This is a genomic window from Sphaerisporangium sp. NPDC051017, assembly GCF_040683095.1.
Taxonomy (GTDB): domain Bacteria; phylum Actinomycetota; class Actinomycetes; order Streptosporangiales; family Streptosporangiaceae; genus Sphaerisporangium.
Map to the genome: position 1 here is coordinate 81,322 of NZ_JBFBCI010000019.1, position 14,769 is coordinate 96,090.

At 69.9% G+C, this 14,769-nt stretch carries 10 protein-coding genes; 2 read left to right on the forward strand and 8 right to left on the reverse strand.

Going from position 1 to position 14,769, the window contains the following annotated elements; genetic code table 11:
- Positions 1-22: 22 nt before the first annotated feature.
- Both AB0M95_RS17810 and AB0M95_RS17815 read right to left on the reverse strand, forming a co-directional pair.
- Positions 23-4,063 (reverse strand): DUF4082 domain-containing protein, encoded by a 4,041-nt coding sequence (locus AB0M95_RS17810; protein ID WP_363765380.1) that lies wholly within the window; start codon positions 4,061-4,063, stop codon positions 23-25.
- Between the two features lie 156 nt (positions 4,064-4,219).
- Positions 4,220-4,879 carry a hypothetical protein gene (locus tag AB0M95_RS17815; protein ID WP_358516941.1) on the reverse strand — a complete coding sequence of 220 codons (660 nt, stop codon included), beginning with the start codon at positions 4,877-4,879 and terminating at the stop codon, positions 4,220-4,222.
- 207 nt (positions 4,880-5,086) lie between these two features.
- Here AB0M95_RS17815 and rfbC point away from each other — a divergent pair, with 207 nt between their 5' ends.
- A complete protein-coding gene (gene rfbC, locus AB0M95_RS17820; RefSeq protein ID WP_363765383.1) occupies positions 5,087-5,698 on the forward strand; it encodes a dTDP-4-dehydrorhamnose 3,5-epimerase in 612 nt (203 codons plus the stop codon).
- A gap of 339 nt (positions 5,699-6,037) precedes the next feature.
- Positions 6,038-7,870 carry a DUF4082 domain-containing protein gene (locus AB0M95_RS17825; RefSeq protein ID WP_363765386.1) on the forward strand — a complete coding sequence of 611 codons (1,833 nt, stop codon included), beginning with the start codon at positions 6,038-6,040 and terminating at the stop codon, positions 7,868-7,870.
- 34 nt (positions 7,871-7,904) lie between these two features.
- Here the strand turns inward: AB0M95_RS17825 and AB0M95_RS17830 are convergent, their stop codons facing one another.
- The 6 genes from AB0M95_RS17830 to AB0M95_RS17855 form a co-directional block, all read right to left on the reverse strand.
- Positions 7,905-9,167, reverse strand: a complete 1,263-nt coding sequence (locus tag AB0M95_RS17830) for a globin domain-containing protein (protein ID WP_363765389.1) — start codon at positions 9,165-9,167, stop codon at positions 7,905-7,907.
- Positions 9,168-9,238: 71 nt separating this feature from the next.
- On the reverse strand, positions 9,239-9,682 hold the full coding sequence (locus tag AB0M95_RS17835; RefSeq protein ID WP_363765392.1) for an Rrf2 family transcriptional regulator: 444 nt from the start codon (positions 9,680-9,682) through the stop codon (positions 9,239-9,241).
- 105 nt (positions 9,683-9,787) lie between these two features.
- The gene (locus AB0M95_RS17840) at positions 9,788-10,861 is read right to left on the reverse strand and encodes a 2-oxoacid:ferredoxin oxidoreductase subunit beta (RefSeq protein WP_363765395.1); all 1,074 of its coding nucleotides are present in this window, start codon (positions 10,859-10,861) and stop codon (positions 9,788-9,790) included.
- Positions 10,854-12,707 (reverse strand): 2-oxoacid:acceptor oxidoreductase subunit alpha, encoded by a 1,854-nt coding sequence (locus AB0M95_RS17845; RefSeq protein WP_363765398.1) that lies wholly within the window; start codon positions 12,705-12,707, stop codon positions 10,854-10,856. The genes AB0M95_RS17840 and AB0M95_RS17845 overlap by 8 nt, the downstream gene beginning before the upstream one ends.
- 218 nt (positions 12,708-12,925) lie before the next feature.
- Positions 12,926-13,102 carry a putative leader peptide gene (locus tag AB0M95_RS17850; RefSeq protein WP_358516930.1) on the reverse strand — a complete coding sequence of 59 codons (177 nt, stop codon included), beginning with the start codon at positions 13,100-13,102 and terminating at the stop codon, positions 12,926-12,928.
- A 129-nt stretch (positions 13,103-13,231) separates the two neighbouring features.
- Positions 13,232-14,728 carry a polysaccharide deacetylase family protein gene (locus tag AB0M95_RS17855; RefSeq protein WP_363765401.1) on the reverse strand — a complete coding sequence of 499 codons (1,497 nt, stop codon included), beginning with the start codon at positions 14,726-14,728 and terminating at the stop codon, positions 13,232-13,234.
- Positions 14,729-14,769: the final 41 nt, after the last annotated feature.

Consider the following 14,769-nt stretch of genomic DNA (forward strand, 5'->3'; position numbering starts at 1 on the left):
GAACCGCACGCGGATGACGTGATTAGCTCGACGGGGTGAACAGCACGTCCACCCAGTAGTTAGCGCCGTTGTAACTGGAGGCCGGGAAACCCGGGTCCGATCCGTACCGGTAGACGCCGTTTGTGCCGGCCGGCCCGCCATTGGCCATGGCGTGCAGCGGCGAGTTGTCAACAGGCCCGGCGTTGAAGTAGCCGCCGTCGCCCGCGTAGTGCCCGTTGGGCGCGAGGTAGGAGGCCACGTACACCTGGCCGGCGACGACGTTCACGGGCGTATCGAAGATCAGCGTCTGCCAGCCGGTGGCCGTCTCGTTGGTGAAGGTGCCCGACGCCAGCATGGTGCCGGTGGCGCTCCACAGGTGGCCGAGGTGGGTCCCGGTGTTGCCCGCGCCCTTGTAGAAGCGGACGCCGGTGATCTGGCCGTCCATCTCGGCCGTGAACTTCACGCCGAGCTCGACCGCCTCGGTGTCGTTGACATCGGGGTGGGCAGGGACGGCGTTGCTGGGCCAGATGGAGCACGGGCAGCTCGTCGCGCCGCCGGTCGTGAACGACCACGACACGGCGGTCATGGCGTTGTCGGACTCGTCCTTGGCGCCGCTGACCGTCACGGTGTAGGTCGTGCCCTGCGCCAGCGCGGCGTTCGGGGTGAACGTGACCATCGTGCGGGCCTCGTTGAGCGCGGTGGTGCCCGCGACCGTCTGGTCGGCGGCGTTCTTGACCGTGATCGTGGCGCTGTTCTCCACGATCGGCTCGCTGAACGTCGCCGTCACCGCGGTGCCGGTCGCCACGCCCGTGCCGCCGTCTTCAGGCGACTTGGCCGTGACGTACGGCGCGGCGGTGTCGGCGAGCTTGGTGAAGATCACGTCGACCCAGTAGTTGGTCGCGCCCCACGACTCGGTCGGGAACGCCCGGCTCCCGTACCTGTAGACGCCGTTACCGCCGCTGCCCGAGCTGGCGAGTATCCGCAGCGGGGTCGCGTTGACCTGCGAGGACAGGCCGCCTCCCGTCGCGGAGTAGCGGCCGCTCGGAGCGTGGTAGGACGCGACGTAGGTCGTGTCCTTGGTCACCGGCACCGGGGTGTTGAAGCGGACATCCTGCCAGCCCTGCGTCGACTCGTCGGTGAAGGTCGCCGTGGCCAGTTCCTGACCCGCGGCGTTCCACAGCGTGCCGGTGTGCGTCCCGGTGTTGCCGAGGCCCTTGTAGAAGCGGACGCCCTCGATGAAGCCGTCCGTCGTGGTCTGGAACTTCACGCCGAGCTCGACGGAGCCGTTGTCGTTGACGCTGAGCTCGGCCGGGACCGTCGTCTCGGGCCAGGTCGTGCACGGGCAGACGCCCGCCGTCCACGGCTTGGCGGTGGTGAACGAGAAGTCGATCGGGTTCACCATCGTGTTGCCGCCGTCGTCCTTGGCCCCGCTGACCGAGACGGTGAACTTCTCGTTCGGCGCCAGCGGCGCGGCCGGGACGAAGGTCAGCGACTCGCGCGTGGCGTCCAGCGAGACGGTGCCCGCCACGTCCGCGTTCGTCGCGTCCTTCAGCGTGAACGTCGCGCTGTCGGCCTGGATCGGCTCACCGAAGATGATCTTCGGCTGCACGGTCGTCGGCACGCTGGACGAGCCGGGGGTCGGCGTGATCGAGATCGCCGCCGGCGGGTACAGGTCGTTGATCGTGAACTCGATGTCGACGTAGTAGTTGCCGCCGTTGAACGTCTGCGTCGGGAAGCCCTGCCCGGACCGGTAGACGCCGTTGGGAGCCTCCTCGGTCGTCGCCGGCGCGGTGAGCGGAGCGTTGACCAAGGGCTGGTAGCGGAAGTAGTCCGCGTCGGCCGCGTAGTGCCCGTTCGGCGAGTAGTACGAGGCGACGTACTGCGTGCCCGCGGTGATGTAGACCGGCGAGTTGAGGGTCAGCTTCTGCCAGCCGGTGGCGGTCTCGTTCGAGAAGGTGCCGGTGGCGATCTGCTCGCCGGTGTTCGACCACAGGGTCCCGATGTGGGAGCCGGTGTTCCCCGAGCCCTTGTAGAACTTGATCGCGGTCACGTAGCCGTTGGCCGACGAGCTGAACCGGACGCCGAGCTCGATCGGGCCGGTGTCGCTGTCCGCCGGGTTCTTCGGAACGGTCGACGAGCCGAACAGGCTGCACGGGCAGTCGAGGGTGACGTTCCGCGCCACCTCGGCGCCGACGTTGCCGCTGTCGTCGCTCGCGCGCACCTTCAGGGCCACCGTCCCGGCGCCCGAGGCCTTCCAGGAGTACGTCCACGAGCCGCGGCCGGTGGCCGGGTGCCACGTGGCGCCGCCGTCGGTGGAGACCTCCACCGCGCCGACCTGGCCGCCGACGTCGGCGGCGGTGCCGCTGATGGTGACGGACGAGCCGTGGATGATGTGCGCGTTCACCGCGGGCGCCGTGATCACCGCGGTGGGCGCGGTGGTGTCGGTCGAGGCGCTCGCCAGGCTGAGCCCGGCGACCAGGGACTTCGGCTGCACGCCCATGTCGGCGAGCACGTTGACCGTGGCCTGCTTGATCCGCGTGTCGGCGAAGCCGGTGTCGGTGTAGCTGTCGTGCTCGTTGTCGAGCCCCCAGGTCCACTGCACCGTTCCGGCGCTGAAGACGAGCGCGCCGCTCGGCGCGCGGTAGAACGTCATGCGGTGGGTGGCGCTCTTCTGGGCGACGTTGGTGCCGTAGTCGGCCAGCACCTGCTCGGCCGTCGCGGTCGTGCTGGACAGCGGCACCAGGCCCTTCGGCCGGAATCCGTTGTCGATGTCCTCGTCCCACTCGTAGCCGACGACGCCCGGGACGCTCTGCGACCCGGAGATCTGGTTGGCCACGGACGTGCCGCGCCAGAAGCGCATCTTGCCGTCGGCGGCGGGGACGGTCAGCGGGATCGCCGCGCAGCCGTCGTTGGAGGAGGTGCAGTTGACCGTGAACAGGGTGCCGGTGAGGGCGTTCTCCGGCTTGCCGCCGTCGGCCGGCGGGCTGAACCGCGGGTCGCGCCAGGTGCCCGTCCACACGTTCGGGGTCGGGTCGATCTTGGCGTTCGCGTGCGTCTCCTTGTAGGAGACCAGCGTGCGGTGGTCGTTCTCCCAGCGGGTCTTCCAGTAGACCTCGTTGCCGCTGAAGAAGGCCAGGTTCACGCCGTTGTCGCGGGCGTTCTCGAACGCGGCGCGCTCCTCGCCCGACCAGTACTCGTCGTGGCCGACCGACAGCACCGACTTGTGGGTCAGCAGCGTCTGCGGCGCCCGCCCCGCGTCCAGCGACGACTGGTACGACACGTTGTATCCGTTGGACTCAAGCCAGCGGACCATCGGGTACTCGTTGGCGAACACGAAGTCGCGGCCCCAGGGAGTGGACTCGCGGGTGTTGAACGGCCGGTTGTAGCTGACCTTGACCGCGCGGCCCGGCGCCACGACGCTGTCGCCGCGGTACAGGCTGTTCAGGACCCTGTTGGGGTTGTCCTGGGTCTGGGGGATGTCGCCCCAGGAGTTGTAGGCCTGCCAGGTGCTGTCAGAGGTGCGGAAGAGGACGTCCGCGGTGCTCGCGTCGTCGCGCACGACGAAGACGATGTGGGTGTCGTCGCCGGTGTCGGTGCGGGTCACGTGGGCGAAGTAGATGCCCGAGACCGCCGTGGCCGGAACGGTCCAGCTCGCGACGTTCCCCCAGTTGCAGGAGACCTCGCCGGTGGTGGTGTTCTCCGGGCAGTTCGGCTGGTTGCGGGAGACGAGCGTGTTGGCGGGCACCGAGGTGATGAGGCGGGCGCCCTTACCCTGGTAGTAGCCCATCCGGTAGATGTTGATCTGCAGCTGGAGAGCCGCGGACCGCACCTTGAAGTTGACCGTCTGGCCGAGGTCGACGCTCATCTGGTCGCCGTAACCCTCGACCGTGCCGCGTGGGTCGGTGTCCCACTCGGACCGGTCGGCCCCCACGTTGTCGTTCTCACAAGTGATCTTGTTCCCACCCGCGTCGCACGGGCCCATGGCCTGTGCGGGCGATGCGGGTGCCGTCAACAGCGCGGCCACGGTCAGCACTGCTGCTGAGATGGCCGCTCTGTACCGGCGCGCGGCATGGCGCGATTTCAATGAAGCTCCCACGTGATCTGGGTGATGATCCCCGGTGGTGCTCACGCATCGGAGCGTGGTCCCGACGAATCGACGTCTGGACGGTGAGCTCGGTTTACGTGGTCTGCCAACATCTGTCCCAAGAGTCACGTGAGTACCCCCCGAGCACCTCGGCGGTCAGCGCGTCTTCATCGCGATGACCGACTTCACGAGGCCGCCGAGGCGCTCGTATCGGATGACCGAGGACGGGAAGTAGTGCCGCATCTCGGTGATGCTGAGCAGTTCGACCTCCATGACGATGTTGCGCGCGGCCACGCGGTCGGAGGTCGGGGTGTGCACGAGCGGCCAGCGGCGCAGCAGCGCCGTGCGCATCGCGAGCGGCATGTACTGGAAGCCGGGGAACAGGAAGTGCGGCTCGACGGGGAAGTAGCGGTACGGCGTCTGCACCCAGTGCAGGCCGGCCAGGCGGTGCACCGAGTCGGCGAACATCTGGCGGCGCAGGTGCCCCCCGACGTGCTCGATGACGGCGTTCGAGAACACCAGGTCGTACTTGGTGTGGAGGATGTCGCGGGGCAGTTCGCAGGCGTCGGCGACGTCGGCCCGCAGCCACGCGGGCAGGTCCGTCGGTGGCTTCTCCAGGTTGACGACGTGCACGTGCGCCGGGCGCACGGGGGCACGCATCCAGGCCCCGGCCGTGCCGCCGAGGTCGATCACCGACATGGAGGACAGATCAGGGAAGTTCTCGGCGAACCAGTGCCAGCGGCGGGTGCGCGCCTTGGCGCCGAGCGAATCGGGGGCGTCGACGAAGCGGCTCCGAAGAGCGTTCAGCCGGCTCATGGTCTCTCCTATGCGGCGAGTTCGAGCGTGGGCGTCGAAGTGGGGGACGGGAGAGCGTGGTCGTCGCGGAGGCGGCCGGGGTCGCCGGGAGCGGCGTCGGCACGTTCCAAGTCGGACCGCCCAACTATCTCAGAAGGGGCTACATCACTGTCGCACGCCCGAGTCATTCGATAGCGCACTGAGATCGGAGATGTCAGTCTTGGCCACGTGAAGGAACTCACCATCAGCGGCGCCTATCTCCACACCCCCGCCCTCCACGGAGACGACAGAGGAACGTTCCTGGAGTGGTTCCGCGCGGACGTGCTGCGCGAGACCGTCGGGCACGATCTGAACCTCGCCCAGGCCAACCTGTCCATCTCCAAGCGCGGCGTCATCCGCGGCGTGCACTTCGCCGAGGTGCCGCCCGGCCAGGCCAAGTTCGTCACCTGCGTCTCCGGCGCGGTGCTGGACGTGGTCGTCGACATCCGCGTCGGGTCCCCGACCTTCGGGCAGTGGCAGTCCGTCGTGCTCGACGACCGCGCGCGCGAGGGTGTGTACGTCAGCGAAGGGCTGGGGCACGCCTTCATGGCGCTCACCGAGCAGGTGAGCGTCGTCTACGTCTGCTCCGAGCCCTACACCCCGTCCCGGGAACACGGCGTGCACCCGCTCGACCCGCGGATCGGCATCGCCTGGCCCGAGGACATCGAGCCCCTGCTGTCCCCGAAGGACACCGTCGCCCCCACGCTGGAGGAGGCCCAGGAGAAGGGGCTGCTGCCGGTGTACGACGACTGCCTGGCGTATTACGCGCGGCTGCGGGGAGGGGGACGGCAGGCCGGGTGAATCACCGCGTCGCCGGTTATCGCGAATTCCTCAATTCGTCACCCGCGCGACACCCGGCAATGGCGGCCAGGGAAAGATCGCTCCTTGGCCGCTCACGCCCCCTTGACCCCGCCCGTCGTTCACGTTGACAAGCATGGTCGCTCATACCACACATTCGGCCGGCTCCGATCCTCGAATTGTGTTGCCAGAATCCAGCTTTCCATGCCGAATGAGGTGGATTAACCGGTAAAACACGGCGTTCCGGTTGTCACACCGTTTCTCAACCGCAACAATGGCCTCGCACTGAAACATGATCGGAGCCCGGCGCCCGTGAAAGCGCCGGATGTGGAGGCTCGGGCAATGAGCAATCCCCGGCATGCGGACGGGCCGCGCGAGGAGCGCCGGCACCCGTCCGCCGAACCTCGATCCGGCGGGGCCCGGTTCCCCGTGCTCGGAAAGGTGTCGTTGCTGGCGGCCGCCGCGGTGATCGGCGCGACCGTCACCGTCGTCGTCATCAACAAGGACGAGGCCCCGGCCGCGTCCGTGAACACCGTTCCCGTGTCGACCGAAGTGACGCTGGAGACCAGCCTCTGGAAGTCCAAGAAGGTCGTCAAGGGCAAGAACCAGACCGAGAACACGCCGCTCGAACTGGGCACGCGGTTCAAGGCCGCCCGCAACGGCGAGGTCGCGGGCATCCGCTTCTACAAGCCCGCCTCCGAGCGCGGCACCCACCGCGGCAGCCTCTGGGACTCCAACAAGAAGCTGCTCGCCAAGGTCACCTTCACGGGTGAGACCCGCAGCGGCTGGCAGCAGGCGATGTTCGACAAGCCCGTCCCCGTCGTCGCCGGCCGCACGTACACGGTCTCGTACCACACCAACAACGGCGGGTACGTCGCCTCGGCCGGGGTCTTCGACAGCCCGGTGACGGCGGGCCCGCTGACCGGGCAGGCCGGGGTGTTCGCGGCCGCCCGCAACGCGTCGTACCCCTTCCGCGTGCACCCGAAGAGGGTCAGCTACTGGGTGGACGTGGTCTTCCGGCACCGCGAGTGGCGCAAGCACCGGCCGGGCGAGCGCCCGACCCTCGCCCCGGACGAGACGCCGGTCACGCCCGGCCCCACGAGCTCGCCGACCGCCACCCGGCCCCAGACGAGCCCCACGCCCACCGGGCCGGAGCAGCCGAACGGCGGGGTCACCGTGAGCCCGACGCCGACCGAGACGGGCGGCGGCGAGGCCGGCCCCACGCCGACCGAGTCCGCCACGCCGACCGCGCCGACCGAGTCCCCGACGAGGACCGCCACGCCGACCCCGTCGCCGAGCCGGTCCTCGCAGACGCCCAAGCCGTCGCTGTCGGCCGACCCGACGCGGCAGCCGACCAAGGAACCCAGCGCCACGCCGACCCGGTCGTCGACCCCCACGCCCCCGCCCACCGGCGGGTTCCCGGGCGCCTCCACCACGGGCGTGCCCTCCGGGACCACCCTCAAGCCGAGCAAGTCGATCACCGTCACCAAGGACGGCACGGTGATCGACGGGCTGGAGGTCAGCGGTGAGATCAACGTCGAGGCCGACAACGTGACGATCCGCAACGTCCGCCTGGCCGCCGCGCCCGGCGACTGGGGGATCATCCAGCGCAACGGCCACAGCGGGCTCACCGTCGAGGACAGCGAGATCTTCGGCAACGGCAGCCAGCGCACGCAGTTCGCCATCCTCAACCAGGGCGGCGACCTGACGGTCCGGCGCGTCGACATCCACACCATCAGCAACGGAATCCTCACCGAGCAGGGCCTCATCGAGGACTCCTACCTGCACGATCCGAAGTACTTCTCCGGCGACCACACCGACATGATCATGTGCACCGCGGGCCCGCCGTCCGGGACCAAGCTCGTGATCCGCAACAACACGGTGATCAACACGCTGGAGCAGACCGGCGCCATCGCCCTCTTCCAGGACTTCGGCGTCGTGCGCAACGTGACGGTCGAGCACAACTTCCTCGCCGGCGGCGGCTACTCGCTCTACGCGGGCGCCGGCAGCAAGGGCACCTCGTCCAACATCAAGGTGATCGACAACGTCTTCAGCAAGGACGTCTGGCCCAAGGGCGGCTACAACGGCCACGTCGCCTACTGGGACAAGAACGGCTCCGGCAACGAGTGGAGCGGCAACGTCTGGGAGGACGGGAAGGTCGTGCCCGCGGGCTGATCCATCCGGCCGCTTCACCGCTCACGGCAGGGCGTCACCGATCATCCCGGTGGCGCCCTGCCGCCGTCCGGGGGCGTGCGGCCTCGGGGGCGCGCGCCTCGTCGCCGAGGCCGAGGTCGGGGCCGAACACCTCGTAGTGGACCCGGGAGCCGGGGACGCCGCGCCGCAGGAGCTGCTCCCGCGCCGCGCGCATGAACGGCACCGGCCCGCACAGGTAGGCGCGGGTTCCGTCGAGGAGGTCGATGCCGGACAGGTCGGCGAGCCCGGTCCGCTCGGCCGGCCACGGGCGCTCGGGGTACTCGTACCAGATGTGCGTGACCGCCTGCGGGATCCGCGCGGTGAGCAGGCCGAGTTCGGCGCGCAGCGGGTGGGTCCGCTGCGAGCGGTCGGCGTGGACGACCGTCACCGGCCGGGTGGTGCCCGTGGCGGCCAGGTGGGCCAGCATGCTGATCATCGGGGTGCAGCCGATTCCGGCGGAGGCGAGCAGCACCGGGGAGTCCTCGTCGTGCAGCACCACCTCGCCGCAGGGGACGCTCACGTCCAGCACGTCGCCCTCGCGGACCTCGGCGTGCAGGTGGTTCGACACCTCGCCGTCCGGGGTGCCCTCGACCCGCTTCACCGAGATCCGCAGCTCGTCGCCGCCGGGAGCGCACGACAGGCTGTAGTGCCGGATCTGCCGCGCGCCGTCGGGCAGCTCCACCCGCACCGAGACGTACTGGCCGGGCCGGAACGGAAGCGGGGCGCCGTCGCCGGCGGAGCGCAGCGTGAAGGTCGCGACATCGGGGGTCTCCTCGATCCGGGCGGTCACCCGCCAGGGCCGCCAGACCTCGCCGCCGGTGATCCCCGCCCGGGTGTACAGCGCGGACTCCTGGGCGATCAGGGCGCCGGCCATCAGCCAGTACACCTCGTCCCATGCGGCGGCGACCTCGCCGGTGACCGCGTCGCCGAGCATCTCGGCGATCGCGTCGAACAGGTGCCGGTGGACGATGGTGTACTGGTCCGGGGTGACGCCCAGCGAGACGTGCTTGTGGGCGATGCGGGAGAGGAGTTCCTCGGGGCCCTGCCCGGGGTCGCCGGTGAGCCCGCCGGTGAGCATGGCGGCGAAGGCCACGATGGAGCGCCCGAGCGCGCGGGCCTGGGTGTGGTTCGCCTGGTTGCCGCGGTTGAACAGGTCGCGCAGCAGGCCAGGGGAGGCGGCGAACATTTTCCCGTAGAAGACCGGGGTGATCCGGTCGATCGTGTCGGCCAGCACCGGCAGGGTCGCGCGGACGACGGTGGCGGACTTCTCTGACAGCATATGAGGCTCCTGAATTTGCATCTTGAATTCGTATTTAAGGTCGTGACGCGCCCCGGACGGACCGGGCCGGGTCAGGTGGACGAGGAGACGAACAGGCGCACCAGCCCCGGACGGGCCGGATCGCCGACGAGGTCCCGCACGGTCAGCGGGTCGAGGGCCGCGTAGAACGCCTCCTGGGCGTCGCGCAGCGCGGCGCGCAACCGGCAGGCCCCGCGCAGCGGACAGGGGGGCGAGTCCTCGCAGCCGACCACGTCACCCGCGCCCTCGAGCTCGCGCACCAGCCAGCCGACGGAGGCCTGCCGGCCCGCGGCGGTGATCTCCAGCCCGCCGCCGCGCCCGCGCCTGGCCTCCAGCACGCCGAGGTGCTGCAATCGGCTCACCGCCTTCGCGACGTGGGTGTACGGGGCGGCCACCGACGCGGCGACCTCCTTGGAGGTCGGCGCGGTCTCGTCCGCGACGGCCGTCAGCCGCATCGTGACACGCAACGCCAGGTCGGTGAACTTCGTCAGCCGCATGCGCCGAGCGTATCAAATACGCATATCAGATGTTTGTTCAGGGGTGCTCGTGCCAACGGAAACGCCCCCCGCGAAGATCCGCGGAGGGCGTCCAGGTGGAAACGGTCAGCTTACGGCCCAGGTGTCGCCGCCGCGCAGCAGGTCGGCGAGGTCGCCGGGGCCGCGCTCGGCGACGGACTCCTCCAGTTGCCCGGCCATCAGCGAGTCGTAGGAGGGCCGGTCGACCGATCGGAAGACGCCGATCGGCACGTGCTCGAACGCCGGCTCGTCCAGCCGGGACAGCGCGAAGGCCACCGACGGGTCGGGGTCGTGCGCGTCGTGGACGAGGATCTCCGACTCGGGCACCGAGGCGCGGTCGACGACCTCGATGGCCCCGCCCGGGGCGCGGCGCGCGGCCTTGGAGGCGGAGACGATCGGCTGCCCGTGCTCCAGGCGCAGCGTGATGTCGTCGCGCACCTCAGGGTCCTTGAGCTGGTCGAACGCGCCGTCGTTGAAGATGTTGCAGTTCTGGTAGATCTCGACCAGGCTCGTGCCCCGGTGGGCCGCCGCCTCGCGCAGCACCGACTGCAGGTGCTTGCGGTCGGTGTCGAGCGTGCGGGCCACGAAGCTCGCCTCGGCGCCGAGGGCCAGCGAGATCGGGTTGAACGGCTTGTCCAGCGAGCCCATCGGCGTCGACTTCGTGATCTTGCCGACCTCGGACGTCGGGGAGTACTGGCCCTTCGTCAGCCCGTAGATCCTGTTGTTGAACAGCAGGATGTTGAGGTTGACGTTGCGGCGCAGCGCGTGGATCAGGTGGTTGCCGCCGATCGACAGCGCGTCGCCGTCACCGGTGATCACCCACACCGACAGGTCGGGACGCGAGGCGGCGAGGCCCGTGGCGATCGCCGGGGCCCGGCCGTGGATCGAGTGGAAGCCGTAGGTGTTCAGGTAGTACGGGAACCGGGAGGAGCAGCCGATGCCCGAGACGAACACGATGTTCTCGCGCTTGAGCCCGAGCTCCGGCAGGAAGCTCTGCACGGCGGCCAGGATGGCGTAGTCGCCGCACCCGGGGCACCAGCGCACCTCCTGGTCGCTCTTGAAGTCCTTCATCGTCTGCTTCTCGGTCGCCCGGGGGATGAGCGTGAGCCCGGTGCCCCCGTTCGGAACCGTGATGTGCCCGTTGGTCGCGATATCACTCACTGTCGATCACGTCCTGGATCACTCCGGCCAGCTCCTCGGCCTTGAAGGGAAGACCGCGTACGCGGTTGTAACTGATGATGTCGACCAGGAACCGCGCACGCAGCAGCAGCGCGAGCTGGCCGAGGTTGATCTCGGGCAGCAGCACCTTGTCGTACGCGCGCAGGACCTCGCCGGTGTTGGCCGGAAGAGGGTTGAGATGGCGGATGTGCGCCTGGGCGACCTTCGCGCCGGTTCTGCGCACCCGCCGCACGGCCGCCGCGATGGGGCCGTACGTCGATCCCCAGCCGATGACCAGCACACGCGCGTCGCCGTCGGGGTCGTCGACCTCCAGCGGCGGGATGTCCTGCGCGATGCCGTCGATCTTCGCCTGGCGGAGCCGGACCATTCGGTCGTGGTTGTTCGGGTCGTAGGAGATGTTGCCCGAGCCGTCGGCCTTCTCGATGCCGCCGATGCGGTGCTCCAGGCCGGGCGTGCCCGGGACGGCCCACGGCCGGGCCAGCGTCTCCGGGTCGCGCCGGAACGGCAGGTAGGTCTCGCCGTCGTCGCCGTTCGGCGTCGTGGTGAACTCGACCGAGATGTCGGGCAGCTCGCTGATCTCGGGCAGCCGCCACGGCTCGGAGCCGTTGGCGAGGTAGCCGTCGGACAGGAGCATGACCGGCGTGCGGTACTTCACCGCGATGCGGGCGGCCTCCAGCGCGGCGTCGAAGCAGTCCGACGGGGTGGAGGGCGCGATGATCGGCAGCGGCGACTCGCCGTTGCGGCCGTACATGGCCATCAGCAGGTCGGTCTGCTCGGTCTTGGTCGGCATGCCCGTGGACGGGCCGGCGCGCTGGACGTCGATCACCAGCAGAGGCAGTTCGGTGGCGACCGCGAGGCCGACCGTCTCCGCCTTCAGGGCCACGCCCGGCCCCGAGGTGGTGGTCACGCCGAGCGCGCCGCCGAAGGACGCGCCGAGCGCGGCGCCCACGCCCGCGATCTCGTCCTCGGCCTGGAAGGTGCGGATGCCGAACCGCTTGTGCTTGGACAGCTCGTGCAGGATGTCGGACGCCGGGGTGATCGGGTAGGACCCGAGGAACAGCGGCAGCTTCGACTGCACGGACGCGGCGATCAGGCCGTAGGCGAGGGCCTGGTTGCCCGAGATGTTGCGGTAGAGCCCCGGGGCCAGCTTGGCGGGCTTGATCTCGTACGACACCGAGAACGACTCGGTGGTCTCGCCGTAGTTCCACCCCGCCTGGAAGGCCGCGATGTTCGCCTTGGCGATGTCGGGCTTCTTGGCGAACTTGCCCTCGAGGAACTTGATCGTCGCCTCGGTCGGCCGGTGGTAGAGCCAGGACAGCAGGCCGAGCGCGAACATGTTCTTCGCCCGCTCGGCGTCCTTCTTCGAGATGTCGAAGCCTTCGAGGGCCTTGACCGTCAGCGACGTGAGCGGGACGGCGTGCACGCGCCACTCGCCGAGCGAGCCGTCCTCGACGGGGCTGCCGGCGTACCCGACCTTCTGCAGGTTGCGCTTGGTGAATTCGTCGGTGTTGACGATGATGTCGGCGCCGCGGGGCAGGTCGCCGAGGTTGGCCTTCAGCGCCGCCGGGTTCATCGCGACCAGGACGTTCGGGGCGTCGCCCGGCGTGAGGATGTCGTGGTCGGCGAAGTGCAGCTGGAAGCTCGACACGCCGGGGAGCGTGCCCGCGGGGGCGCGGATCTCGGCCGGGAAGTTGGGGAGCGTCGACAGGTCGTTGCCGAACTGCGCGGTCTCCGCCGTGAAGCGGTCTCCGGTCAGCTGCATGCCATCGCCGGAGTCGCCCGCGAAGCGGATGATCACCCGGTCGAGTTGCTGAACCTGCTTTGTCACAGCTCGGTCCTCCTCGACGCGTCAGGGCGCCGTCGCTCGTGGCACGTGTACATTTCCATGCTAGATCCCTTGGGGCTGCGCGGGCTTATTTACGCATGCGCGTCGGACAGGGCGTGACCTGCGTCCCTGTGACGGCGCTGATCTCTCGGCGGGACCGGAGTTGCCCAGGTCATCGGTGGTCGGGCCGGTGACGCGCGGTAGACGGAACCGGGGGCGGCTCAGGTCGGTACGCGGCAGGTGACCACCGCCGGGGGGTCCGGGAAGCCGGAGAGCCCCGGAGGCCATGTGAGCCCGGAAAGCATGGTCACGACCGGAAACCGCTCTCGGGTACACAGCCCGGAGGCGAGCCGGCACAGATCAATGTGCAGCCGCGAGTAGAGAGCGTGTCGGGTCACGATGACTAACTATATGTCCCCGCTCCGGATCGCTCGGAGTGTCGTACGTCACCCCCGCCCCGCGTGGCGGGAGCGGGAGCGGACTTCGTCACAGGGCCGTGGGCACTACGTGTGGTGTTCACCAGGGGCTCAGCCGTCCAGACGCGCCGGTTTCGCCCCCTCGGTGTAGATGTGTCCCGGCGGCATCCCCGATGACGCGTACAGCTCCGGGACCGTGACGAACGCGTACCCCCGGGCCGCCAGGGCGCTCAGGATCCGCGGCAGGGCCCGCAGGGTCGCCCTGCCGCACTCGTGCATGAGGACGATCGCGCCCGGCCGCACCCCGTCCACGGCGCGCCGGGTGACGGCGGCGGGGTCGTCGTCGCGGGCGTCGGCGGTGTCGACGTTCCAGCCGACGATCGAGAGCCCGAGCGCCCGCGCGGCGGTGATCACCTTGTCGTTGACATGGCCGTACGGCGCGCGCATCAGGCCGGGGGTGCGGCCGGTGGCGGCGCCGATCGCGATCTGCGTGCGTCCCAGCTCGTCGGAGATCTGGCGGACGTTCAGGCTGTCGAGGTCACGGTGGGACCAGGAATGGCCGGCGACCAGGTGGCCGGCGGCGGACAGGCGGCGCAGCAGGTCGGGGCGGGCCTCGGCGTTCTGCCCGACGGTGAAGAAGGTGGCGCGGGCGCGGTACTCGGCGAGGATCGCCATCAGCTGCTCGGTGGCCCCGCCCGGGCCGTCGTCGAAGGTCAGGGCGACGCAGCGCGTGATGGAGCAGTCGGCGCTCGCGCCCTCCGGGCTCTGCAGGCCCGGGGTGGGCGTGGCCTGCGGGGGCGGTGTGTCGGGCAGAGTGCCGGGGGTGGCGGAGTCGACGGCGTGCATGACCCTGGCGCCGAAGCCGGACAGGAGCGGCTTGGCCTCGTCCATGGGGATGGCGACCGCGATCCGTCCCATGCGCCCCGCCGCGACCTGGTCGTCGTCGAACTCGGCCACGAGATCGCCGTGGGGGTTGAAGTTGATCGAGTCGAACATCGCGCCGTCCGGGCCGATCGCGTCGGGACGGACGCCCGCCCCGAGCTTCCACAGGCGGTTCTTGACGAGGGCGGCCAGGGTTCCCAGGGCCTTCTGGTCCTTGAGCAGGTCGGAGGAGTTGTGGACGCGGCGGGTGGTCTGGTCGTACCAGACCGTGTTCAGGGAGTTGCGCCAGGCGCCGCCGGCCGGCGCGCCCGTGCGCAGGCGCACGCCGAACACGCCGTCGGAGGCGGCCGTGATCTGCCAGCCGAGGTTGAGCTCCGAGGGCGCGGCGCCCGGGGACGCGGTGACGTGGCCGGGGGAGCGGGTGGCGGGCCGGCGGTCGTACCGGCGCAGGGCCTCGTCGGTCAGCTTCTGGAGCCTGGCGGCGAGCGCGGGGGCGTCGGGGGGCACGGGGTAGCTGGCGAAGGCCCGTTTCGTCCCCGCCGAGTCGTCGGAGATCGTGCGGATCGTGAGCCCAGGGACCGTCGAGGGGTCGACGAAGTTGATCGTCGTGGGTTGCGCGGGCAGCGTCGTGGGTCCGTCCCTGGACGGCAGGGAAAGGGACATGCCGCAACCGGAGACAAGGGCCAGGGTGAGGGCGGTCGCTCCGGCGAGCAGGGAGCGCGACATGGCTGCCAGACTAGGCGGGCAATACGGGTATTTGCCGCTAT